The sequence below is a fragment of the Hymenobacter negativus genome (genome assembly GCF_016056375.1).
Lineage (GTDB): Bacteria > Bacteroidota > Bacteroidia > Cytophagales > Hymenobacteraceae > Hymenobacter > Hymenobacter negativus_A.
In genome coordinates, this window is sequence record NZ_JAEDAE010000015.1 from 14,652 (window position 1) to 38,187 (window position 23,536).

Annotated in this window: 13 protein-coding genes; 9 read left to right on the top strand and 4 right to left on the bottom strand. The window is 62.3% G+C overall.

Annotated features, from left to right (window positions below; genetic code table 11):
- Positions 1-74 precede the first annotated feature (74 nt).
- Genes I7X13_RS20760 through I7X13_RS20770 form a run of 3 tightly spaced genes read left to right on the top strand, consistent with a single transcriptional unit; the run spans position 75 to position 5,065 of the window.
- A complete protein-coding gene (locus tag I7X13_RS20760; protein WP_198076958.1) occupies positions 75-1,445 on the top strand; it encodes an alpha-amylase family glycosyl hydrolase in 1,371 nt (456 codons plus the stop codon).
- A gap of 33 nt (positions 1,446-1,478) precedes the next feature.
- Positions 1,479-3,587 (top strand): glycoside hydrolase family 97 protein, encoded by a 2,109-nt coding sequence (locus tag I7X13_RS20765; RefSeq protein ID WP_198076959.1) that lies wholly within the window; start codon positions 1,479-1,481, stop codon positions 3,585-3,587.
- 50 nt (positions 3,588-3,637) lie between these two features.
- Complete coding sequence (locus I7X13_RS20770) at positions 3,638-5,065, top strand: alpha-amylase family glycosyl hydrolase (protein ID WP_198076960.1); 1,428 nt, start codon at positions 3,638-3,640, stop codon at positions 5,063-5,065.
- A 144-nt stretch (positions 5,066-5,209) separates the two neighbouring features.
- Here I7X13_RS20770 and I7X13_RS20775 read toward each other — a convergent pair whose 3' ends face one another.
- The gene (locus I7X13_RS20775; protein ID WP_211532101.1) at positions 5,210-5,842 is read right to left on the bottom strand and encodes a DUF6134 family protein; all 633 of its coding nucleotides are present in this window, start codon (positions 5,840-5,842) and stop codon (positions 5,210-5,212) included.
- Positions 5,832-6,629, bottom strand: a complete 798-nt coding sequence (locus tag I7X13_RS20780; RefSeq protein WP_211532102.1) for a DUF547 domain-containing protein — start codon at positions 6,627-6,629, stop codon at positions 5,832-5,834. Before I7X13_RS20780 ends, I7X13_RS20775 begins: the two co-directional genes overlap by 11 nt.
- A gap of 271 nt (positions 6,630-6,900) precedes the next feature.
- Here I7X13_RS20780 and I7X13_RS20785 point away from each other — a divergent pair, with 271 nt between their 5' ends.
- The 5 genes from I7X13_RS20785 (at position 6,901) to I7X13_RS20805 (ending at position 12,405) form a co-directional block, all read left to right on the top strand.
- Positions 6,901-7,593 carry a TIGR04283 family arsenosugar biosynthesis glycosyltransferase gene (locus tag I7X13_RS20785; RefSeq protein ID WP_198070056.1) on the top strand — a complete coding sequence of 231 codons (693 nt, stop codon included), beginning with the start codon at positions 6,901-6,903 and terminating at the stop codon, positions 7,591-7,593.
- Entirely contained in the window at positions 7,593-8,582 is a 990-nt protein-coding gene (locus I7X13_RS20790) for an NAD-dependent epimerase/dehydratase family protein (protein ID WP_198070057.1), read from the top strand. The genes I7X13_RS20785 and I7X13_RS20790 overlap by 1 nt, the downstream gene beginning before the upstream one ends.
- The gene (locus tag I7X13_RS20795; RefSeq protein WP_198076961.1) at positions 8,575-9,414 is read left to right on the top strand and encodes an SDR family oxidoreductase; all 840 of its coding nucleotides are present in this window, start codon (positions 8,575-8,577) and stop codon (positions 9,412-9,414) included. The genes I7X13_RS20790 and I7X13_RS20795 overlap by 8 nt, the downstream gene beginning before the upstream one ends.
- A 92-nt stretch (positions 9,415-9,506) precedes the next feature.
- A complete protein-coding gene (locus tag I7X13_RS20800; RefSeq protein ID WP_198076962.1) occupies positions 9,507-11,141 on the top strand; it encodes a hypothetical protein in 1,635 nt (544 codons plus the stop codon).
- 94 nt (positions 11,142-11,235) lie between these two features.
- A complete protein-coding gene (locus tag I7X13_RS20805; RefSeq protein WP_198076963.1) occupies positions 11,236-12,405 on the top strand; it encodes a hypothetical protein in 1,170 nt (389 codons plus the stop codon).
- 60 nt (positions 12,406-12,465) lie between these two features.
- Here the strand turns inward: I7X13_RS20805 and tamL are convergent, their stop codons facing one another.
- Both tamL and I7X13_RS20815 read right to left on the bottom strand, forming a co-directional pair.
- On the bottom strand, positions 12,466-14,745 hold the full coding sequence (tamL, locus tag I7X13_RS21980) for a translocation and assembly module lipoprotein TamL (protein ID WP_198076964.1): 2,280 nt from the start codon (positions 14,743-14,745) through the stop codon (positions 12,466-12,468).
- Positions 14,746-14,942: 197 nt separating this feature from the next.
- Positions 14,943-20,207, bottom strand: a complete 5,265-nt coding sequence (locus I7X13_RS20815; protein ID WP_198076965.1) for a translocation/assembly module TamB domain-containing protein — start codon at positions 20,205-20,207, stop codon at positions 14,943-14,945.
- A gap of 239 nt (positions 20,208-20,446) precedes the next feature.
- Between I7X13_RS20815 and I7X13_RS20820 the strand changes: the two genes are divergently transcribed.
- Positions 20,447-23,281 carry a 4-alpha-glucanotransferase gene (locus tag I7X13_RS20820; protein ID WP_198076966.1) on the top strand — a complete coding sequence of 945 codons (2,835 nt, stop codon included), beginning with the start codon at positions 20,447-20,449 and terminating at the stop codon, positions 23,279-23,281.
- The last annotated feature ends 255 nt before the right edge of the window (positions 23,282-23,536 follow it).

A 23,536-nucleotide genomic window follows, 5' to 3' on the forward strand; every position in this document is an offset into this window, starting at 1 on the left:
CGCAAATCTGTGCAGACTAACAACATCAGCAACGAGGAGACGCGAAGTGTCGCGTCTCTACATCGTTCCTTTTCATGAAAAAAAACGTCTTCTCCTTCTTCCTGACCCTGTTGGCGGGTTTGGCTTGCGTCGGCCCGGTTGCCGCTCAGGCCACGCCGAAACCAGCCAAAGACCCCGCGCAGTACGGCCGGCCCTTCGGCGGCGTGCCCGATGGCCGCGATGCCACCATCTACCAGGTCAACATGCGGGGCTTCAGCAAAGAAGGAACCTTCAAAGCCGTCACGGCCCGGCTTGACTCAATTAAGAGTCTGGGCGCAAACGTGGTGTATTTGATGCCCATTTTCCCCATCGGCAAGCTGCGGGCCGTCGATTCGCCCTTTGCTGTGCAGAACTACACGGCGGTGAATCCGGAGTTCGGCACGCTGGCCGACCTGCGCACGCTGGTGGACGCTGCGCACGCCCGCGGCCTGGCCGTGATGCTGGACTGGGTGGGCAACCACACCAGCTTCGACCACGCCTGGATAACCCAGCACCCCGACTGGTACCTGCACGACGCCACCGGCAACATCGTGAACCCGATACCCGATTGGAAGGACATTGCCCAGCTTAACTGGGCCAAGCCCGAAGTGCACGCGGCTATGATTGAGGCCTTGCGCTACTGGGTGTTCGCGGCCAACATCGACGGCTACCGCTTCGACTACGCCGACGGCCCCAGCCAGGAGTTTTTCACCAAAGCCCTGGCCAGCCTGCGTGCCATTCCGAAGCACAAGCTGCTGATGCTGGCCGAAGGCGACAAGAAGAAATATTACCTGCAGGGCGGTTTCGACCTGTGCTACGACTTCGGTTTTATGAATGTGCTGAAGGGCGACATTTTTGCCAAAGGCAAGAGTGTCAAACTCATTGACTCGGTGAACACCGCCAACTACCGCAACGCCCCGACCAACGCCCGGATGGTGCGCTACATCTCCAACCACGACATCAACGCCTGGGACGGCACGCCAGCGCAGCTATTTGGCAACCAGCGCGGGGCCATGGCGGCCTTTGTGGTGGCTGCTTATATGAAGGCCACGCCCATGATTTACAACGGCCAGGAAGTGGGCTACGCCGAGCGGGTGCCATTCATGGGGGCGCGCCGGCCGATTGACTGGACACCCAACCCGGCCCTGACCAAAGAATATCAGCGCCTGATTAAGTTTCGCAACGGTAGCACAGCTGTGCGCAACGGTGCGCTGGCCTCCTACAGCACCGACGACGTGTGCGCCTTCACCAAAACTGAAGGTCGGGAGCAGGTGCTGGTGCTGGCCAATCTGCGCAACGCCGCTGTGAACTACCCGCTGCCCGCCAGTGTAAGCAGTGCGGGCTGGCGCAATGTCTTCGATGGCCATTCCGTGGCACTGGAAAAACTGACGCTACAGCCCTATCAGTACCTAATTTTGAAGAAGTAGCGGCGCCCGTTGCGTTGCGATTTTGACCCCCGAATGACAAAAGAAATTCTGCTGGCGGTGCTGTTGGCGGCTGGCTCCCAGGCCCGCGCGCAGGCCACTGCCCCGCTCACCGCCCGCCTCGGCAAAGTGAGCCTGACCGTGGCCCTGAACCCCGACGGCCGCCCGACTTACGCCGTGGCCTTCGGCCCGAAAACTGTGCTTGCGCCCTCACGCCTCGGGCTGAGCTTTGCCGATGGCAAGGGCTTTGAGGGACCGTTGGTGCTCACGGGCAGCGAAACCAAAGACGTGGACGAAACCTGGCAGCCGGTGTGGGGCGAGGTGAAAGATATTCGCAACCACTACCAGCAGCTCACGGTGCACCTGCGCCAGCCCGCCGCCGATGGCCGCAAGCTGGACGTGGTGTTCCGGGTATTTGCCGATGGGGTGGGGTTCCGCTACGAGTTTCCGCGCCAGGCCGGGCTGCAATACTTCACGGTGCAGGACGAATTTACGGAGTTTCATCTGCCCGCCAACCATAAGGCGTTCTGGATTCCGGGCGACTACGACTCGAACGAGTACGCCTACACCACCAGCCGCGTGAGCGAGGTGAACACCACGCCCATTCCGGCCATTCAGCAAAAGGCCCCGGCCAACCGCGTGCAAACGCCGCTGATGCTAAAATCGGACGACGGGCTGTACATCAACATCCATGAGGCGGCGCTGGTGAACTACCCGGCCCTGTACCTGAACGTGGACACCAAAACGTTTGACCTAACCAGCCAGCTCGTGCCCGATGCCACTGGCACGGGCGCCAAGGCCTATTTGCAGGCCCCGGAGCACACGCCCTGGCGCACCATTGTAGTGAGCGACAAAGCGCCCGAGGTATTGGCCAGCAAGCTCATCCTGAACCTGAACGAGCCCAGCAAAATCGCCGACCCGAGCTGGATTAAGCCCCAGAAATTTGTGGGCGTGTGGTGGGAAATGCAGACCGGCCGCGGCAGCTGGAACTACGCCGACACCTTCAACATCAAGCTGGCCGGCACCGATTGGCGCAAGCTCAAGCCCAACGGCCGCCACATGGCCAACACGGCCCACGTGAAGCAATACATCGACTTTGCCGCCGCGCACCATATTCCCGGCGTGCTGGTGGAGGGCTGGAACGTGGGTTGGGAAGACTGGGCCAATAACTGGAAGGAGGAAGTGTTCGACTTCGTGACGCCCTACCCGGATTTCGACGTGGACGAGCTGCAGCGCTACGCCGCCGCCAAGGGCGTCAACATCATCATGCACCACGAAACCAGCGGCGCGGCCACTAACTACGAGCGTCGCCAGGATAATGCCTACCGCTTCATGAATGCCCACGGCTACACTTCGGTGAAGACTGGCTACGTGGGCAAAATCATCCCGCGCGGCGAGCACCACGACGGCCAGTGGATGGTGAACCACTACGTGCAAACGGCCCAGAAAACGGCCGACTACCGCATCATGGTCGACATGCACGAGCCCGTGCGCCCGACAGGACTCAACCGCACCTACCCCAACTGGCTGGCCTGCGAAGCTGCCCGCGGCAACGAGTTCAACGCCTTCAGCGAGGGCAACCAGCCCGAGCACGAAACCATCCTGCCCTTCACGCGCCTCATGGGCGGGCCGATGGACTACACGCCCGGCATCTTCAAGCTCCAGAACTTTGAGCCGACCGGCAAGCGCCTGGTACACACCACGCTGGCCAAGCAGCTGGCCCTGTACGTGACCATGTACTCGCCCCTGCAAATGGCCGCCGACCTGCCCGAAAACTACAACCAGCACCTCGACGCCTTCCGGTTCATCGAAGACGTGCCCGTGGACTGGGACGACACCCGCATCCTGGCCGCCGAGCCCGGCGACTACCTCACCACCGTGCGCAAAGCCAAAGGCAAGGATGAGTGGTACCTCGGCAGCATCACCGACGAAAAAGCGCGTCAGCAGCCCATCAAGCTGGATTTCCTGACGCCCGGGCAGCGTTACGAGGCCACCATTTACGCCGACGGCAAAGGCGCCGACTGGCAGAAAAACCCCACGGCCTACCGCATCAGCAAGCAGGTGGTAACCAGCAAATCGGCCCTGACCCTGCAGCTGGCCCCCGGCGGCGGGGCGGCCATCAGCTTCAAGCCGGTTACCAAATAACGCTCCGCGTTTCGGCGCGCTATTCCTTGTCCTTTTTTAAAATTTCCTCCATGTCTATTCGTCGTATTTTAGCTAAATACAGCCTGGCTTTGCTGCTGGCCACCAGCTTCATGGCTGGTTGCAAAAAGGACACGCCCTCGGCCCCAACGCCGGTCGTGCCGCCCACTACGCCCACCACGCCTACTTCGGCCGACCCGGCCCAGTATGGCACGCCCTTCGCGGGCGTGCCCAACCGCGAGGATGCCGTGATTTACCAGGTGAACATGCGGGCCTTCAGCCAGAGCGCCAACTTTGCGGGCGTCACGGCCCGGCTCGATTCCATTAAGAATCTGGGCGCGAACGTGGTGTACCTCATGCCGATATACCCAGTGGGCCAGTTGCGCGGCGTGAACTCGCCCTACGCCGTGAAGGACTACCGCGCCGTGAACGCCGAGTTCGGCACGCTGGCCGACCTGCGCACGCTGGTGGACGCCGCCCATGCCAAGGGCCTGACCGTGATGCTGGACTGGGTGGCCAACCACACCAGCTGGGACAATGCCTGGATAACCGACCACCCCGACTGGTATCTGAAAAGCAACGGCACCATCATCAGCCCGCCCACCACCACCTTCACCGACGTGGCCCAGCTCGATTTCAGCAACGCGGCCATGCGCGCGGAGATGATTTCGGCCATGAAATCGTGGGTGTACACGGCCAACGTCGACGGCTTCCGCTGCGACTATGCCGATGCGCCCACCATCGCCGCTTCCACCTTCTGGAAACAGGCCGTGGATACGCTTCGCACCATCAAGACCCACAAGTTGCTGATGTTGGCCGAAGGCACCCGCAGCAGCAACTTCGCTTCGGGCTTCGACTACAATTTTGGCTTCAACTTCTACGGCGGTATTTATAACGTGTACCGCAACAATGCTTCCGCCACCACCTTCGATAACCTCAACACCAGCGAGTACGCAGGCACCAACGGCAGCACGCAGCAGGTGGTACGCTACATCACCAACCACGACGTGAACGACTCCGACGGCACGCCGGTGGCGCTGTTTGGCGGCGACGCAGGCGCCATGTCGGCCTTCGTCATCGCCGCGCTCTACAAGGGCGTGCCCATGATTTACAACGGCCAGGAAGTGGGCATGAGCACGGCCATCAAATTCCCCTTCACCGGCGTGAAGGTGAACTGGAATGCCCACCCCGAGGTAACGCGCCTCTATCGCCAGCTGCTGAAAGCCCGCGCCGCCAGCCCGGCCCTGCAGCATGGCCTGCCCACGGCCTCCTACAGCACCGCCAACGTCTGCGCTTTCACCAAAGCATCAGGCACGTCGCAGGCGCTGGTAGTAGTCAATACCCGCAACGCGGCCACTTCCTTCACGCTGCCCGCCACCCTGAACAGCACCACCTGGACCAACGCCCTGCAAGGCGGCCCGGTTGCGCTGGGCAGCACGCTGGCGCTGCCCGCCTACGGCTACGTCGTGCTGACGAAGTAGAAGGGTTAAGAGGGGCAGGAGCTGATTTAAGCGCCTGTCATCCTGAGCGGAGCGAAGGACCTTATCATGTTAGAACGGCTTGTTCATGCGTGATAAGGTCCTTCGCTCCGCTCAGGATGACAGGCGCTTTTGCATTGCCCACCGCTACGGCAGCAGCCGAATGACGAAATTTTTCAGCGGGTTCTTTTTGATGAGCGTCACCAGCTGGCCGTTGGCGTAGTGGTACTCGTCCTCGCGGCCGTCGCGGTGGGCGCGATAGGTGCCATCGGCAGCGCGGCTCACAGTGAAGTAATCGCCGAAATACTCGGCGAAGGCAGTAGCATGGCTGCCGGGCTCGCCAAAAAACATATCCGTCACGGTGTAGGTGATGGGGTGCTTTTCAGTGGCCTGGTAGTGGTGTTTGTACTGGTCGGCCCGGATGGCGTAATGGTCGCCCAGCCACTCGGTGCGCGACGAAAAATCGCCCTGGTTGGTGTGGGCCTCCACCGTAGACAGCAGCAGCTGGCCGCCCCGCACGCGGTTGGTCACCTTGTAGTAAATCTTCAGGTGATAAAACAGGAACGTGACCTGCACGTCGCTGGTGAGCGTGGAAATCACCTCGGTGGTGCCGGGCTGGGGCTGCCGGGTGGCCGTCATGGTGCCTACGCGCAGGCCGGCCACTTCAATGGCATAGCGGCGGGTTTCGGTGGGCGCGGCCTGGGCGTGCGCCGCGCTGGCCAGGCCCAGCCACAGTGCTGGCAGTGCCAGTAGCTGGCCGGCCCAGGGCCTATTGCTCATTCAGGCTCCAGTTGTAGTCGAGGTAGGAAATCTTGGTTTTGCCGTCGATTTTGGTGCTGGAATACTTATTGACCCACTTTTCTACCGACTGGCCATTCTTTTCCCAGTCGCCCTTGTACCAGTCGAAGTACTTAGAAAGTTGGGCGCTGGCGGCGCTGATTTTATTCTTGGCCGGGTTGTTCAGGAAGTCGCGGCCCTGGTCGTCGAGCTGGCTTTCGAGCTTGGCGGCCGTGTAGGCTTCGTTGCGCAGGCGCGGGCACGACATGGAGGCGCATACCAGCGCGAAGTGGATGCGCGGGTCGTCGTACTTCTTGCGCAGCGTGCCGTGTTCAATGTTGTCGAGGCTCATTTTCTCGCCGCCGATGCTGAAAAACTTGATGGCCCAGGGCGTGGTCACAAAGGGAATCTTGATTTTCGAGCCAATGTCCTTGATGCTTGAGACGGGGTAATGGTCAAGCACCAGCCGGATGGTGTAGGCATTGTAGGCGTTAATCCAGAAGGCCATCTGCTCGGCCTTGCTCCACGACGCGGTGGGCGCGTTCCGGCTGAGCATGTCGAGGTAGCTGTTGAGTTCTTTCTGGTCGGCCTTGAGGCCTTTGTAGTTGACGAGACCCTTGGCGCTCACGTATTTTTTCAGCAGCTTGTCGTAGCTCCCGTGGTCAACTGCGGCTGGGCTGGCGGCCGTGGCCGGGCAGACCGATGAACAAGCTGGAGCAGAGCCGAAACTATTGGCGGACAAAAACATAGCTCCGAGTAACGCGAGGGGGAAAAGGCGGGTGGTTTTCATGAAGAGAAATTAGCGGAGAAGTAGCGGAATGCCCTTGGTTTGCGGACCTGTGCGGCGGCAATAAACGTGGGGCAAGCCGTTCGTGCACAGGCATACGAGAAATGAAGCTGCGTCGATTGGTGAAGACCAAAAACGACCCGCACTACCGCTGGTCGGGCAAAGATTCTGCCCATTCCAAACTGCAGTTGACGGCTCCTGCGTAAGCAGGAGAAGCTACTCGTGGCGCGAGTTCGGCGAAATGCAGAAATTGCGCCCCCGCCCTTCCCTTGCTATGAAACTGAGCGTCATCATTCCCACCTTCAACGAAGCCCCCAACATTGCCCGGCTGGTAGCAGAGCTGTGCCGACACGATGCCAGCGGCGCGGTAGAAATACTGGTAGTAGATGCCCACAGCCCCGACGGCACCGCTGAACTGGCCCGTCAGGCCGGGGCCACTGTGCTGCTGTCCCCCAAGCCCGGCCGCGCCGCCCAGATGAACCACGGCGCCGCTCACGCCACCGGCGATGTCCTCTATTTTGTGCATGCCGATGTGAGCATTCACCCCGACTACGTGGTCACCATCGGCCAGGCGGTGGCGCAGGGCTACGCGGCGGGCTGCTATCGGTTCCGGTTCGATTCGTCGAGCCTGCTGCTGCGCATCAATAGCTACGGTACTCGCTTCAAAGGGATTATGAGCCGGGGTGGCGACCAAACTTTGTTCATCACGCGGGAGTTGTTCCGGCAGCTGGGTGGGTTCAACGAGCGGTTTGTGGTGATGGAGGACTTTGAGATTATCCAGCGCATCCGGCGGGTAGCTTCGTTCCTGATTGTGCCGCAGGACGTGCTGGTGTCGGCCCGCAAATACCGCAACAATAGCTGGCTGCGCGTGCAGTTGGCCAACCTGACCGCCTTCTCGATGTACTTCCTCAAGGTGGCCCCGGTGCGCATTGCCCGCACCTACAAAGCCATGCTCAACACCTACTAATGGCTGAAACTGTGCTCGTGACCGGTGCCAATGGCTTTCTGGGCCGGCACCTTGTGGCCGAACTGCGCCAGCGCGGCCACGAGGTGCGGGCACTGCTGCGGCCCGGCACGCCCGCGCCATTTCCGGCCGACTGGCACATCGACTACCGCGAAGCCGACCTTACCCAACCTCACACGATGGCCGGCGCGGCCGACGGCTGCACGGCCATCATCCACGCCGCTGCGCTGGCCCGGGTGAACCCGGCCCGCAACCCGGCTGTGTGGGCCGCCAACGTAGGCGGTACCAAAGCCGTGCTGCGGCTGGCCCGGCGGGCTGGCGTGCGCCGGCTGGTGTACGTGGGCACGGCCAATGTTTTCGGCTTCGGCCCCAAAGCCAACCCCGGCGACGAAACCCGGCCTTATTCCGGCCGCCGATACGGCCTCGACTATATGGACAGCAAGCGCGCGGCCACTGACCTCGTGCTGCGCGCCGTGGCGCAGAAGAAGTTGCCCGCCGTGCTGGTGCACCCCACCTTCATGCTCGGCCCGCAAGATGCCAAGCCTACTTCCAACGCCCTGCTGCTGGAACTACTGCGGGGCAAGCTGCCGGGCTACCCGCCGGGCGGCAAAAACTACGTGCACGTGCGCGACGTGGCCACGGCCACCATTAATGCCCTTACCCAGGGCCGGGTAGGGGAGTCCTATATTCTTGGCAATGAAAACCTGAGCTACCGCGAAGCTTTCGGGCTGATGGCTGAAGTGCTGGGCGTACCGCCGCCGCGCTGGCCTGTGCTGGCCGGACTGGCCACGCTCTATGGCGAATTCTGCGACGTGAAAGCGTGGCTCAGCGGCCGGCCAGCGCAGCTGAATTCGGCCATGACGGCCGTGGCCAACGATAACCACTATTTCAACGTGCAGAAGGCCCGGCAGGAACTAGCACTTCCCCAAACGCCCATTAGACAGGCCGTAGCCGAAGCCTTCGACTGGTTTAAAGCCAACCACTATGTCTGATTCATATCCAGGGCCGCGCCTGGGCGATTTTGCGGGCAAGGTGGCCATTGTCACCGGTTCCGAGTCAGGCATTGGGCGCGAAACGGCCCGGGTGCTGTGCGAAAACGGGGCCGCCGTGGTCCTGAACGGCCGCAATGCCGAGCGGCTGGAGCAAACCCGACAAACCCTGGCCGCCGCCGGCCACACCGTCGCCAGCTGCGTGGCCGATGTGACCGACTACGCCGCCTGCGAGCGCCTCGTGCAAAAGGCCCTCGACCACTTTGGCCAGGTCGATATTCTGATAACCAACGCCAGTATTTCCATGCGGGCCTACTTCGCCGACATGCAGCCCGAGGTGTTCCGGCAGGTGCTTGACAGCAACGTGTATGGCTCGGTGTACCCGCTCAAGGCCGCCCTGCCACATTTGGTGCGCTCGCGGGGCAGCGTCACGTTCATTTCCTCCATCTCGGCCCTCAATGGCATGCCGAGCGGCTCGGCCTACTGCGCGGGCAAGGCGGCCGTGGCCAACCTGGCCCACACCCTGCGGCTTGAACTAGCCGATACTGGCATTCACTTTGGCGTGGTCCACATCGGCTTCACCCAAAACGACCCCGAAAAGCGCGTGCTCGATGCGTCCGGCCAGCCCGTGCCCATTGCGCACCGCCCGCCGCGCTGGCAGAAGTCGCAGGCCGAAGTGGCGGCCATTATTGTGCGGCACGTGCGGAAGCGGCGGCAGCGCACCGTGATTTCGGCCTTGGGCCGAATCATCGTGCTGGTGCACAACTATCTGCCGCGGCTAGGCGACTGGGTGGTGCTGTCCACCATCCGGCGCATGCGGCATTTCTACGAATAGCGGCTTGGGCAACTGGCAGGCCGGAGTGGGCAGCACAATGTTCGGGGCTACATTCGCTGCCAATCTGTGCTGCTATTTGCCATCGCGCCGCTTTGCCTGACTCTGCTTTTTCTGCGTTTATTCGTTCGCGCCGCTGGGTAGTGGGCTTGTTTTTCAGCCTGCTGGTGCTGGTGGGTTTTGCCTTGCACCGCGACTATGGCATGGGCTGGGACGAGCCCGCCGAGCGCCTCAATGCCTTCGTCAGCGCCAAGTACATTGCCCTGAAGCTGGCCCCCGAACTGGCCAGCCGCCAACCCCGCCTGGCCGACATCCCCGACCTGCGCCAGCACCGCGATGCCGACCACGGCGTGCTGTTTATGCTGCCCTGGGTAGGCCTGGAGGCCCTGCGGCCCGGCCCCGACCCCGCCGAATGGGCTTACCGGCGGCACCTGGCCGGGTTCCTGCTGTTTGTGGCCGGCGCGTGGGCCGTGTATCGGCTGGGCCGGGCGCGGCTGGGCAGCTGGCGCTGGGGGCTGGTGGGCGCGGCGGCGCTGGTGCTCTCGCCGCGCATCTTCGCTGAGGCGTTTTACAACTACAAGGACATCGTGTTCCTGAGCCTGTTTGCGCTGGCCGTGCTCACGCTCACGCGGCTGCTGCGCCGGCCCACAGCGGGCCGGGCGCTGCTGCACGCCCTGGCCACGGCGGCGGCCATCGACGTGCGCACGATGGGCATTTTGCTGCCCTTGCTCACCCTGGCTTTTGGAATACTGGAGATGTGGGCGCGGCCGGTGCGGCGGCGCGGACTGGCCGGGGCGCTGGCCCTCTACCTGCCCCTGACGGCGGTGCTGGTAGTGCTGGCCTGGCCCTACCTGTGGGAAAACCCCTGGGAAAATTTCAGGGCTGCGCTAAGCAGCTTTGGGCATTATGCCAAGCCGTTGGAAGTGTTTTACCTGGGGCAGTTTGTGTCGATTCAGGCCCTGCCGTGGCACTACGCCCTGGTGTGGCTGCTCATCACCACGCCCGTACCCTATGCGCTGCTGTTTGTGGTGGGAGCGGCAGGAGTGGCGCGCGCCCTATGGAGCCTGGGGCCGGAGCGTTGGCTGCGGCGCACGGGCAGTCGGCGCGACTTGCTGGTGCTGGCCTGGTTCGTCGGCCCGCTGCTGGGCGTGGTGCTCCTGCATTCGGCCATTTATGACGGGTGGCGGCATCTGTACTTTGTGTATCCGGCCTTCTTATTACTGGCTGTTCAGGGCTTGCGGCTGATGTGGCAGCAGTGGCAGCAGTGGCAGCAGGGCCCGCGTGCGGGCGGGTGGGCTGCTGGGGCGGCGCTGTTGACGGTGGCGCTGGGCACTGCACAGGTGGCGTGGCGCATAGCTACCGAGCATCCGTTTCAATACGCCTACTTCAGCTTTTTGCCCGGCCGCGTTATCGAGCAGAATTTTGAGCGTGACTACTGGGGTTTATCGGTGAAACAGGGGCTGCAATGGGTGCTGGCCCATGATGCCCGCTCGGCCGTGCCCGTAAGCATGGACAGCCGCACCGAAATGACCCTGCGCATCAATGCCAAGGTGCTGCCGCCCGCCGCCCGCGCCCGCTTGCGCCTGGTGCCGCCGGATTCGGCCGCCGGGGGGTATTTTCTGAGCATTCACCGCTGGCACCCGGGGCCGTACCCGGCCGGGGCGGGGCAGCCGGTGTATGTGGTTAGGGTGGGCGGCGCGGTTATCCTCACGGTGCTGCGCCGGCCCTGAATGCTGAACGGTGGCGCGGGTGTTTCTTTGCGGCCCCGTTGGGCCTTTCGCGCTTGGGTTTGGTTGGCAAGCGTTGCTTTTATCGTGTTAGTTTATGCCGCTGCTTGAAGTTACGGATGCCCGCCTGGCGCGGCAGTTTGTGGAGTTGCCCGCCCGCCTGCACCAGGCCGTGCCGCAATACATCGGGATTCTGGAAAACGAGCTTGAGGCCGTTTTCGACCCTATCAAGAACCCGAAGTTTGCCAACGGCGAAGCCATTCGCTGGGTCCTCACCGATGCTGCGGGCACGGTCATCGGCCGGGTGGCGGCCTTCCTCAACCGCGACGCGCCCGACGTGCAAAACCCCGACCTGCCCACCGGCGGCCTGGGCTTTTTCGAGTGCATCGACAACCAATCGGCCGCCAATGAGCTGTTCGATGCTGCCCGGCAGTGGTTGGCCGTGCGCGGCATGCAGGCCATGGACGGCCCCATCAATTTCGGCGAGCGCGACCGGCTGTGGGGCCTGCTAATTGACGGCTTTGACCGCCCGCCCAACTACGGCATGTTCTGGCACCCGCCGTACTACCAGCAGCTGTTCGAGCGGTACGGATTTCAGCTGTACTTCAAGCAATACACCTGCTACCGCACCACGGCCGCGCCGCTGCACGCCCGCTTTGCGCAGCAGGCCAAGGAGCACGCGGCCGAATTCCGGTTTGAGCACGCCCGCAAGGCCGACGCCGAAAAGCTGGCCTACGACTTCCACCACGTGTATAACCTGGCGTGGGCGCGGCACTCGGGCGTGAAGCCGATGACGCTGGACCAGGCCCGCAACATCGTGAAGGAAATGAAGCCCGTGGTAGACGAGCGCCTGCTCTGGTTTGCTTACCACGGCTCCGAGCCGGTGGCATTTTTCATCAGCCTGCCCGAGTTGAACCACATTTTCCGGCACGTGGGCCGGCGTCTCAACCTCGTTGGCAAGCTGCGCTTTCTGTGGGCGCGCTGGCGCTTCATGCGCCGCCGCGACAAGCGCCTGTTCGGCATCATCTACGGCGTGGTGCCCGAGTACCAGGGAAAGGGCGTGGACGCGGCCATGTTGGTGTATGCCCGCCAGGCGTTCATCGACGCGGGCTACGCCGACATCGAAATGAATTGGATTGGCGATTTCAACCCGCGCATGCTGGTTACCACGCGTTCCATTGGGGCCACCATCGTGAAAACCCACGCCACCTTCCGCTACCAGTTCGACCGCGAACGGCCGTTCGAGCGGATGCCGATAATTCGGTAACGAGTGACTGAGTGAGGGAGTGACTGAGTGAATCGTTGAAAAACGTCACTCAGTCACTCGCTAGAACGGATAGCCAATGGCCAGGTTGAAGCGGCCGGTGGTGCTGGTGGGCGTGCCGTAAGGCGCTTGCAGCGGGATGGCGTAATCGAAGCGAATGACGAAAAATTGCACGTCGACGCGCAGGCCTACGCCAGCTCCTACGGCCAGTTCTTTCAGGAAAGTGCTGGCGCTGAACTGACCAAACCGGCCGTCGGGCTGGCCCTTGTCGTCCGAGCCGGGGCGGCTGGGGTCGGGGTTGGCCAGCCAGATATTGCCGGCGTCGAGAAACACGGCGCCTTTGAGGTAGGGAATCAGGTCCTGGCGGTACTCCACGTTGCCTTCGAGGCGAATGTCGCCCACCTGGTCGTAGAAGCTGTTGAGGTCCTGCGTGGCATTCTGGGGGCGGTAGGTGCCGGGGCCGACGCCCCGGGCGGCAAAGGCGCGCACCGAGTTTGGCCCGCCGATGCCGTACTGCTTGGGGTAAGGCAGCACGTCGGAATTGCCGTAGGGCATGCCCACGCCGGCCTGGAAGCGCGCCACGATGCGGTTGCCGGAAGCCGGATTCTGGCTGATGCGGTAGTATTCGCGGAATTCGAAATCGAATTTCAGGTATTGGCTATACTCCTGACCGCCAATGGTGTACTTGCCGTTGGCGTCCTTGGTGCCGCCGAAAGAGCTGACGAGGCCCTGCGCCAGGTTGCCGCTGCCTTCCACCTGCCCGCTGAAATAAATCTGCTGGCGGCGCTGCTCCAGCACCTGCTGGTTGTAGGTGTAGCGGTAGGAACTGGCCAGGATGAACTGCTGCTGAAACGCGCTTTTCAGAAAAGGCCGCGCTTCGAGGATGGGGATAAACTGGTCGGTGGGCGTGAATTGAACGTAGGTGATGTCAATCGGCTTGATTTCCTGCTCGTTGGTAATCTTGGTTTTCCAGGAGTAGCCGTATTTCAGGTTAAAGAAGTTCTGGGTGAAATAGTTGGCGCGGGTCACGAGTCGGAAGCCCGCCCCGATGGTGGTGCGCGGCTGGAAATCAGAGTTAGGCAGGTGCACATCCAGTAGCGGCAAATCGGGCACCACCAGGCGCGGCACGAGCAGTTGGGCATTCAGGCCCAGCTCGTAGCTGGTGAGGCCCACGCCACCGCTGCCACTGCCGGTCTGGGTTTCGGTGCTGGCCACGGCATTCACGAGCAATTGCTCGCCGCCGCGCAGGGCCGAGCGGTTGCGGAACGACACCGTGAGGCCCGGCCCGGTAAAGCCGTTGCTCTTGGACACCAGCTGCAAGTCGGCCCGTAGGCTTTTCTTTTTGAGTTGCGTCATCAGCACGTCGGCGTCGAGGCGGGCGCGGCCGGCCGAGTCGCCGGCCACAGCCGGCTTCAAGCGGATTTCTACAAACTTGAACGTGTTCAGGCTCATCAGGCGGCTGATAGTCTGGTCGCGCCGCCGGCGCCGGTACAGGCTGTCCGGGTACAGGAACGTGGCCCGCGTAATGGCACTGGCCTTGAATACTTTCTCGTCGGGATAATACTCGTACTTACGGTAGAGCACCGGCGGGCGCTTGGTGGTATCGGTCAGGATGTAGTTCGTGTTCAGCTTCACCACGTCGAGCCAGTAGGGGCGCACGGCTTTGGCCGGGGTGTTGCCTTTCACGCGCAGGTACACGTTCACCTTGTCGTGCAGCGTACTATCTACCTGAAACAGAATGTAATCGGGGTTGAAGTAGAAGAAACCCTCGTTTTTCAGCACGTTGTCGATGCGCACCCGCTCGTTGGTGAGCGTGGTCAGGTTGTAGGCATCGCCCACTTTCAGCAGGGTGCCGGGCTGGGTGGCGCGCACGGCGGCATTCACGGCGGTATCGCCCTCGGGGAAATGGATTTCCTTGATGGTATAGGGCTTGCCGGTATTGGCGGTATAGTCGACCTGCGCGGTTTTGTCCTTGGCTTTCACCTCATGGGCCACGGTGCCTTTAAAGAAGCCGTTGTTGTAGAGCCGGTTGGTAATCAGGCCCTCGCTAGCGCTGATTTTCACGTCCTTGAGCAACACTGGCGCTTCCCCAAACTTATCGGCGAAGAACTTGCCCAGGCCCTTTTTTTTGCCCACGCCCAGGTGCCAGAAATACAGCTTCGGCCGCAGGCCCAGAATAGAGCTGTTGGGCTTAGGCGCAATCACTGATTCCAACTCGGTTTGCAGCGCCGCTTTGTTGGTGAGCTTTTCAGGCGATTTGATGATGACCTTGCTGCCGGTGTAGAGCTTCTGACCTTCGGGAATGTAGCGTAGGCCCGAGCAGGAAGTAAAAAATAGAAGCACAGCAAGGCTGAGCAGGCGCCGCACCTCACCCCCCGGCCCCCTCTCCCGCGGAGAGGAGGAGCTTAACGATGTTGTTAGAGCAGCGTCAGGCTCCCCCTCTCCTCGGGAGAGGGGGCCGGGGGGTGAGGTGACACCGGGAAGTAAGGTTCGGGTATGCCAATCAAACATGCTACTATCGTTCACTACCAACTGAATATCTATTTCTTGCTCGCTTGCTTCGTCGAATCCATCCGCGCCGTGGGCTGGCTTTGCTGCACCGAGTCCTTCTCGGCCTTTTTCTCTACCTTTTCCTGCTTGCGGTTGGCCTTGCGCTCTTGTTTAATGTCTTTCGGGACCTTCGAAAACAGCTCTTTGAGGTCGCGGTAGTCGCGCTGGAACACCAGGGCCGCGCCGGTGCGCACCAAGGCCCCGTCGATGTCCTCGTAGCTGTTCTGGCGGAACACGCGCACCCGCAGGCGACCGTCGGCCAGCAGGGTGTATTCCAGGCTCACGTCGCCGGCCAGGTTGCTGGGGCTGTTCTGGCCCTGGGTGCTTTGGGTGCCAGTGTTGCCGCTCAGGGCAATGTCGGTGCCCACGCGCACGGTCAGGCGGTTGTTGAGGAGCTGGCGGCGCAGGGCCACGTTCAGGTCGGTGCGGCTGCCTTGGCTGCCGTCGGCACCGTAGGCGGCTTGGTTGGTCACGCCCAGGTCGAGGCCTAGGCCAGCGAGGTACTTGCCGGTGAGGTTGTTTAGCTGGTCCGTCAGCACGGCGCTGGCGCTGCCGCGCAGCTGCGTGGCCACCAGGCCCTCGCCGCTGCTGGTCTGGAAAGGATTCTGCGCCACAAACCGGCCCAGAATCAGCAGCGAAAATACCTGCTTGCTGAGCTCCGAAGTCTGGTTGGGCTGGCGCAATTGGGCCAGCTTGGCATCGACCTGGCCGTTGAGGGCGCCGCGCTGGTTTTCGGGCATCGTAATATCGAAACCAATGGTGGGCTTGCTCATCTGGTCGGTCACGTTCAGCAGCACGTTAAACGGGAGGCGGTTACGCGACACAGTAGCGCTGGTGAGGTCGTCGGCCCCTTGGCCGGCCAGCAGCTCGGCCGGCGCGGCCTGCACCTTATACACGGCTGTGATGTTGAGCGTGGCATTGTACGGGTCGCCGTCCCAGGTAATGGTGGAGCCGCGTCGAATGATGAAATCCCGTTGCGCCAGGCTATAGAGCGACATATGGTACAGGCCGCGCCCCACCTCCAGCCGTCCGCTGAGCGTGATGGTGCCATCCGGCGCAATGTTGGTGTTGAGCGTGCCGGCGGCCCGTACTTTCAGGTTGTCGCCGCTCACCGGGTCGATGACGATGGTGAAGGGCGTGCGGTCGGTAATCGTGACCACGGCCGTCACGTCGTAGCCCGAAGCCGCCATTTTCAGTGTATCGCCGGCCGCCAGCTTGCGCGAAAGCATGGTATCAAGCGGGGCGCTTTTGTCGACAAATTCGACGATGCCCTCGCGTTCCACGGTGGTGGGCGTAGCCGTGGGCGACTCCACTGTGAGGTTGGAACCATCCACCACCGTCACGTTGGTATTCACTTTTATCAGCGAAACCGGCCCCGTGAGGCGGGTGTCCGAGTCGAGCACCAGCCGGCCGTAGAACAGCTGGTTGTTCTCGCGGGTGCTGCGCACGGCCATGAAATTGTTGGTCGTGGCCCGCATGTCGAAGGAGTAGTTGATGAAGTCCTTGCTCAGCAGGTAGCCGTTGATAACCGCCTTGTTCGAGGCTGAATCCAGCACTGTGAAGTTGTTAAAGGCAATGCCCCGGTCATCGAACGTGAGCGACTGGTTGGGCAGGCGGAACGGTGAGCCCAGCTGCGGCACCACAAACCCGGCATCGTCCGAAGTATTGAGCGTGCCGCGCACCACCGGTGCGCTCGGTGCGCCCGTCACCGTGAGTTGGCCGCGCACGTAGCCGTTGGCCTGGCGCACCTGGCCCACCGAGAAAGGCTCCACTAGTTTTAGGTTGAGGCGGTTGGCATCCACCGTCAGGTTGAGCGGGGTGGGGCTGCTGGCGAGGTAGGTGCCGCGCACTTGGACGTCGTTGCCCGCGCCGCCCACGGTGCCGGCCGCGCCGCCGGTCAGGCGCGCGTCGATGTCGTAGCGGCTGGGGGCGGGGTTGGTGGCGCGCAGGGCAATGTCGCCAATCTGGGCTTTCTGGAACACAAGGTTTTTGATGGTGGCATCGGCCGTGAAGGCTTGGCTGGGCTTGCCCAGGTTGTCGATGCGGGCCGTGCCGTTCAGGTTGCCGGCCACCAGCGAGTCCTGCTGCTGCACGATGCGGGCCAGCTCGGCCAGCTCAAAATTGGTAAACGTGACGCCCAGCGGCGAGGTGCGCACCTGCGGGTTCTGGCTTTGCAGGGCCAGCGTGCTGCGGCCGTTGGTCAGGTTCAGGCCGTTGGCCACCACTTCGCCAGTGGGGTAGTAGCGCACGAAGTTGTTGGCGCCCGCCGTCCAGTTCTCGTAGTTGATAACCTGCTGCGGCGCGGCCACAAACTCGTACACCACGCTGCTGTTCCTACCGCCGCCCTGGGCCAGCGCCTGCAGGGTGCCGGCCACCGCCAGCCGCTCGCGGTTGGCCGAGTCGCCGAGGATGGCCACGCGGCTGAACAGCTTGTTATTCGCCACGTTGCCGATGATGCTGGGGCGGCGCAGTTTCAGGGTCGAATCCTGGGCGGCCTGGGCCAGGCGCAGGCTATAGTCCAGCTTCGCGGGGTCCGAATCCACGTTCAGGCGCAGCGAATCGAGCTTGTAATTATTATACCGAATGACAGGAATGCTGGTATTTGCCGTGAGGCGGGCGGCCTGCCGCGAGTAGTCGCCGGCCAGCGTGAAGGGCGAAATTCGCTTCAGGCCTGGCACCAGCTTGGTGGCCAGCTTGGGGTCTTTCAGCTTCAGGGAGTAGGTGAAATGCCGGTCGGCCGCGCTGGGCACGTACTTCACGCCGGGTACATCGAAGTAGCGGTCGAGGTGCTGCTGGAGTTCGGTGGCAATGTCGCCCAGGTGCACGTTGCCATCGAGGTTCACATTGGCAATGTCGGAGCTGATGACGGCCAGCGTGCGGCGGTCGTTCTGCACAATGCGGCCGTTGAGCGAGTCGAGCGGGAAGGGCTGGTTATCGCGCACTATCACAATGTGCCGCCCGCTGAACGTGCCATTCAGCGTGTTCAGATTCGACCCGCGCAGGTTGGCCACCAGGTCGCCCTGCACGCGCAGGTCACCGCCGGTGTAGAAGCCCAGCGCCGTGAGGTTGGCCCCGCGCAGGTTCAGCTTCGTGACTTCGTAAGTCGGGTTTTTTGCGTCGCGCAGGTTTACCACGGCGCTCAGGTCGAGGTTCAGGTTGGGGTCGTTTTTGCTGCTCGCGTTGATGATGTAGCGGTTGTGGTCAAGGTCCACCGTGGCCACCACGCTGTGGTAAGTGTAGCCGTTGTAGCGGGCGCTTTGCACGGTGCTTTGCACGCGGCCCACCAGCGAGGCGGGGCTTTTCAAGTCGCCCGTGGCGTTGATGCGGCCCGTGGCCGTGACGCGCCCGATGCTCGGGTCCTTCAGCAGCTTGCCAAAGTCGAATCCGCCCACCGCAAACGTGCCGATGAGCGGCTGCCGACCACCCGCCTGCGCCGCCCCCAGCTTCCCGCTGAACGCGAGGTTACCATAAGTGGAACGTAGCTTCAGGTTGGTATCGAACGCCAGCGTGGTGGGCCGGCCCCGGAAGGTGCCGCTCAGGGCCAGCGTGGGCGGAATGCTTATATTATTCGGAATGCTGCCCTTCGGCGCGAGACTAAGAATATCGGCCCGCGAAGTACTGAACTGTTGAATGTCGAGGTCGGCGTACAGCCGCGCATCCGTATTGGGCAGGCCCTGAATGCGGCCGCGCCGGGCTTTGAGCACCGTATTGCGCAGCCCCACAAACTCCAGGTTGCGCACCGAGAAGTCGCCCACGCGCCCGGCAATCTGCCCGTTCAGCAGCACCGACTGATTAGGGCCGGTATTAAAAGGAGAGGTGCCGGCCAGTTGCGGCGCCAGATACAGAATGTCGCGAAAGCCCAGCCGCACGTTCCGCAAATCGCCTTCAATCTTCAGATTCGGCAGCTTTTTCGCGTTGCCCAGCGCAGCCAGGCTCTCGTAGCCAATGGCCAGCGTGCGCCGGATGCGGGTGTGCGGTGTAATCAAATCGAGGCTGTCGAGCCGAATCTGCACCGAGTCGTACACCACGTTGGCCTTCCACGAATCGACGCGGAAACCGCTTTGCTCCCGGCCGGCCAGGTTATCAACCTTGCCCGTGGTGCGGTTTTCGGAATAGCTCAAATCGTGCGTGTTCAGCACAAGGTCGGTGAAATTGAGGTGGTTGTAGTCGAGCGCCGGGAGGCGGGTGCGCTGCTTCGGTTGGTTGAAGTTGTCGAACTTCACGGCCAGCCCGCTGATGTCGGACTCGTCCAGCAGCACCCGCCAGCCCGGCGCGGCGGCGCTCTGGCCGGTAGCGGCTTTGGCCTTGTCGGTGGCTTCGTCCAGCTTGCGCACGGCTTCGGCGGGGTTCACCACGCGCTCGGCCACGGGCACGGCCTCGTTCTGGGCGTAGGCGAAAGTGGTGTTTTTCAGTGTCAGCTTGCCCAGGCTCACGCGCTGCTTTTGCAGGTCGATGTTCTTGGCGGTGATGTCGGCTAGGCCAATATTGGTGCTGATGAACTGCGCCGCCGGGGCGTTTTTGTACGTGAACTGCACGCTGTCGAGCGCTGCGTGGTTCAGCCCAAACTGCAGCGTCAGCGGCTCGGTGGGGCCGGGGTTTTCTACCTCCGGGGCCGTTTTGGTTTGCACGATGCTGATGGCCGAGCGGTGCAGCGCCGCGTTATCCACCTTGTAGATGGATTTATCCACATCCACCTCGTCCATGTTGGCCGTGAACTCGCCCACCCGGGCCCGAATGTCGGAGCCGGTTACCTGGTCATTCTGCGTGAAGTAAATGTTGGTGAGCCGCGCCTTGCCGATGTCGTATTTCAGCTTCGAAGCCGTGGTATCTGCTGGGGCGTTGGGGTCCACGAAGGCATCGACGATGAAGTCGTAATTATTCACCGAGTCGGGCTCGGTGCGCGTGAGGCGCACGCGGCCGTCGTTCAATTCGACGTTGGAAATATTTACCTGGCTATGTAGCAGCGCCCAGATATCGAGGTCGACGCCGAGGTGACCGACCGACAGGAGCGTGTCGCGCTTCTGGTCTTCCAGGTACACACCGTCGAGGTTAATGGCGTGGCGAAAGTCGGTTCTGAATTTTCCGATGCGGACTTCCGTCTTGAGCTTGCCTCGCAGGTAGCTCTCGGCTTTGCTGGCCACAAAGTCCTGGCCCGAAGGAAATTGCAAGAACACAACCACCCCGATGACGAGGAGTAGCACCAGGGCAATTAACCCCAGAATTCCGTAGAGGGCACGACGCAGAAAAGTGGACAAGGCGGAAGGTAATTAGCAGCAACACAAAGCAGGAGCAGCTTTCCAAACGCAGAAACTGTGGCTGGGGTTGGCAAAATGGCCTGCTGTCCCGTCTGCCGAACACGACCCGGCCCGGCTGCGTAAGCCCGGCCCCGGCCAATGCCCGTGCGCAACCGTTTGAGCATTCCCGCCCTGTTCCGGCTTCATAAATCGTCCCCGGCAAGTACCTATCTTGCGCGTCCCAAACCCCACCAGCTCCCATGATACTACGTTTCTCCCTTCCCTACCGCACCGTACTTGGCCAGCGCCTGGCCGTGTGCGGCTCTCACCCCGACCTCGGCAGCTGGCAGCCCAACGCAGCCGCCGACATGAACTACGACGAAGCCACCACCTGCTGGAGCCTCGAGCTGACCGTGCCCGATGCCGTGGGCGAGCTTACCTATAAGTATGTGCTGCGCGATGACAACACCGGCGGCGAGCACTGGGAGGCCGGTCCCAACCGCCGCATTGCCTACGACGCCTCCCGCACGCAGCGCCTGCACCTAGCCGACTACTGGCGCGCCCCCGCCCAGCCCGAAAACGAGCTGCTGACCGCCGCCTTCACCAAAGCCCTGTTCCGCCGCCCGGCCAAAGCCACGGCCGCCGTTGGAACCCCGGCCGCGCCCGCCAAAAAAGCCAAAGCTCCCGCCGCTGCCAAAGGCTCGAAAGCCGCCAAAGCCACGACTGAAGCGGCCCCGGCGCTGCCAACGGACAACGACCAACCAACCACCAAAACGGCCGCCGGCGAAACCACCTTCCGCCTGCTGGCCCCACGCGTAGCGCCGCAGCTCGGCCTCTGCATCCTTGGCTCCGACCCCGCGCTGGGAGCCTGGGACAACACCAAAGCCTTGGTGCTTTCGGATGCCGACTACCCCACCTGGAGCGGTACCGTGACGCTGCAAAACCCCACCGAGGACTGCTACTATAAATACGCCATGTGGGACGCCGCCGCCGGCCACGCCCTCGACATGGAGGGCGGCGAAAACCGCGTGGTGCCCGCCACACCGGACCGCACCGTGGCCCGCGTCTTCAACGACGAAGCGTACCAATACGCCACCGCCTGGCGCGGGGCGGGCGTGGCGCTGCCCGTGTTTGCCATGCGCAGCGCCGCCGGCCTCGGGGTAGGGGAGTTCTCCGATTTGAAGCTGCTGACCGATTGGGCCGTGCAAACCGGCCTCAAGCTGGTCCAAATTCTGCCCATTAACGACACCACGGCCACCCATACCTGGGTCGATTCGTACCCTTACGCGGCCATTTCGGTGTTTGCGCTGCACCCGCAGTTCATTCACCTCGAAGGCATTGCCACGCTTAAGGACAAGAAAGCAGCCAAAGAACTGGCCCAGCTAAAGCAGGAGTTCAACGCCAAGGATTTCGTGGACTACGAGCCGGTGATGAACGCCAAGTGGAAGTTTCTTAAGCTGCTCTATAAGCAGGAGAAAGCCGCCTTCCTAGCCGACCCCGAATACCGCGAGTTCTTCGCCAGTCAGGCCGACTGGCTGGTGCCTTACGCTGCCTTCTCGGCCCTGCGCGACAGGTTTGGTACCGCTGATTTCCAGCAGTGGCCCGAAGAATTCCGCACGCCCGCAAACGTGGCCGCGCTCACCGCCGAAACCGCGCCCGATTACGACGACTACGGCCTGTTCTTCTTCACCCAGTTCCACCTCGACAAGCAGCTGCGCGCCGCCGTCGACTATGCCCGCAGCCGGGGCGTGGTGCTGAAGGGTGACCTGCCCATCGGCATCTACCGCCACTCGGTAGACGCCTGGACCCAGCCCGAGCTCTACCACATGAACGCCCAGGCCGGTGCCCCGCCCGATGATTTCTCGACCACCGGCCAGAACTGGCGCTTCCCGACCTACAACTGGGAGCGCATGGCCGAGGACGGCTACCTGTGGTGGAAGCAGCGCATGAGCTACCTCGCCCGCTACTTTGACACGCTGCGCATCGACCACATTCTGGGCTTCTTCCGCATCTGGGAGATGCCCATCGAGTCGGTGGAGGGGCTGCTGGGCCACTTCGCGCCGGCCCTGCCGCTGCACCGCCACGAGATTGAGCGCCGCCTCGGCTGGTTCGACTACTCGCGCCTCTGCGAGCCTTACATCCGTTGGCACATGCTGCAGGACATCTTCCAGGGCGAAGCGCAGAACGTGTTCGACGAGTACATGGACGACGCCAGCTACGGCCGCATTCACCTCAAAGAGGCCGTGAGCGACCAGCGCAAAATCGAGGCCTACATCGCCGAAAAAGTAGCCACCTACCCCGAGCACGCCGAGTATTTCGCCTGGCTGCAAAAGGGCCTGTTTGCCCTGGTAAACGAAGTCCTCTTCGTGCCCGCCGGCGACGACTTCTATCACCCGCGCATCACCCTGAACAAGAGCTACTCGTTCCGCGAGCTGGATTCCGACGAGGACCGCCGCCGCCTCTACGACGACATTTACGTGGACTTCTTCTTCCGCCGCCACGAAGAGTTCTGGCGCCAGCAGGGCCTCGTGAAGCTGCCGCCCGTGCGCTACGCCACCGACATGCTCATCTGCGGCGAAGACCTGGGCATGGTGCCCGCCTCGGTGCCCGGCGTGATGAAGGAGCTCGGCATTCTGGGCCTCAACATCCAGCGCATGCCCTCCAACCCCGAAACCGAATTTGGCCACCCGGATAGCGCGCCCTACCTGAGCGTGGTCACAACCAGCAGCCACGACATGAGCACCGTGCGCGGCTGGTGGGAAGAAGACCGGGTACGCACGCAGCGCTTTTACGAGACCGTTTTGGGTCACTGGCGGGAGGTGGCGCCGTTCTACTGCGAGCCGTGGGTGGGGCGCGAAATCCTGGTGCAGCACCTGCACTCGCCGGCCATGTGGGCCATTTTCCCGCTGCAGGACCTGCTGGCCATCGACGGGCACCTGCGCCGGGCCAACCCGCACGAGGAGCAAATCAACGTGCCGAGCAACCCCGCCCACTTCTGGAAGTACCGCCTGCACCTGCCGCTGGAGGAGTTGGTGCAGGCCGTGGGCTTCAACGAGCCGCTCCACCAGCTGGTGGTAGCCAGCGGGCGCGGGTAGCGCGGTCTAATTAATAATTTATTAATACAAAAGCCCTTCTTCCATCGGAGAAGGGCTTTTTGCTGTAGGGCGGCCAATCAAAAGTATGGCATTTGTGGCCACTTGTTACTGCGCTATGTTCGGTGCTGCCATGGGTAATTATCTACTTGAATTTCAATAAATAAATCATTTCCGTTATTATTCTGATATCACTATTTAATTGAACTATAACAATATTAAGCGCAGTGCCAAATGCGCTAAATCCGGCTTAGCGAT

Bases quoted from the DNA above. Each gene is read 5' to 3' on its own strand.
- I7X13_RS20760 (WP_198076958.1), top strand. From the start codon at position 75: ATGAAAAAAAACGTCTTCTCCTTCTTCCTGACCCTGTTGGCGGGTTTG.
- I7X13_RS20770 (WP_198076960.1), top strand. From the start codon at position 3,638: ATGTCTATTCGTCGTATTTTAGCTAAATACAGCCTGGCTTTGCTGCTG.
- I7X13_RS20790 (WP_198070057.1), top strand. From the start codon at position 7,593: ATGGCTGAAACTGTGCTCGTGACCGGTGCCAATGGCTTTCTGGGCCGG.
- I7X13_RS20805 (WP_198076963.1), top strand. From the start codon at position 11,236: ATGCCGCTGCTTGAAGTTACGGATGCCCGCCTGGCGCGGCAGTTTGTG.
- I7X13_RS20780 (WP_211532102.1), bottom strand. From the start codon at position 6,629: ATGAAAACCACCCGCCTTTTCCCCCTCGCGTTACTCGGAGCTATGTTT.
- I7X13_RS20775 (WP_211532101.1), bottom strand. From the start codon at position 5,842: ATGAGCAATAGGCCCTGGGCCGGCCAGCTACTGGCACTGCCAGCACTG.
- I7X13_RS20795 (WP_198076961.1), top strand. From the start codon at position 8,575: ATGTCTGATTCATATCCAGGGCCGCGCCTGGGCGATTTTGCGGGCAAG.
- I7X13_RS20785 (WP_198070056.1), top strand. From the start codon at position 6,901: ATGAAACTGAGCGTCATCATTCCCACCTTCAACGAAGCCCCCAACATT.
- I7X13_RS20820 (WP_198076966.1), top strand. From the start codon at position 20,447: ATGATACTACGTTTCTCCCTTCCCTACCGCACCGTACTTGGCCAGCGC.
- I7X13_RS20765 (WP_198076959.1), top strand. From the start codon at position 1,479: ATGACAAAAGAAATTCTGCTGGCGGTGCTGTTGGCGGCTGGCTCCCAG.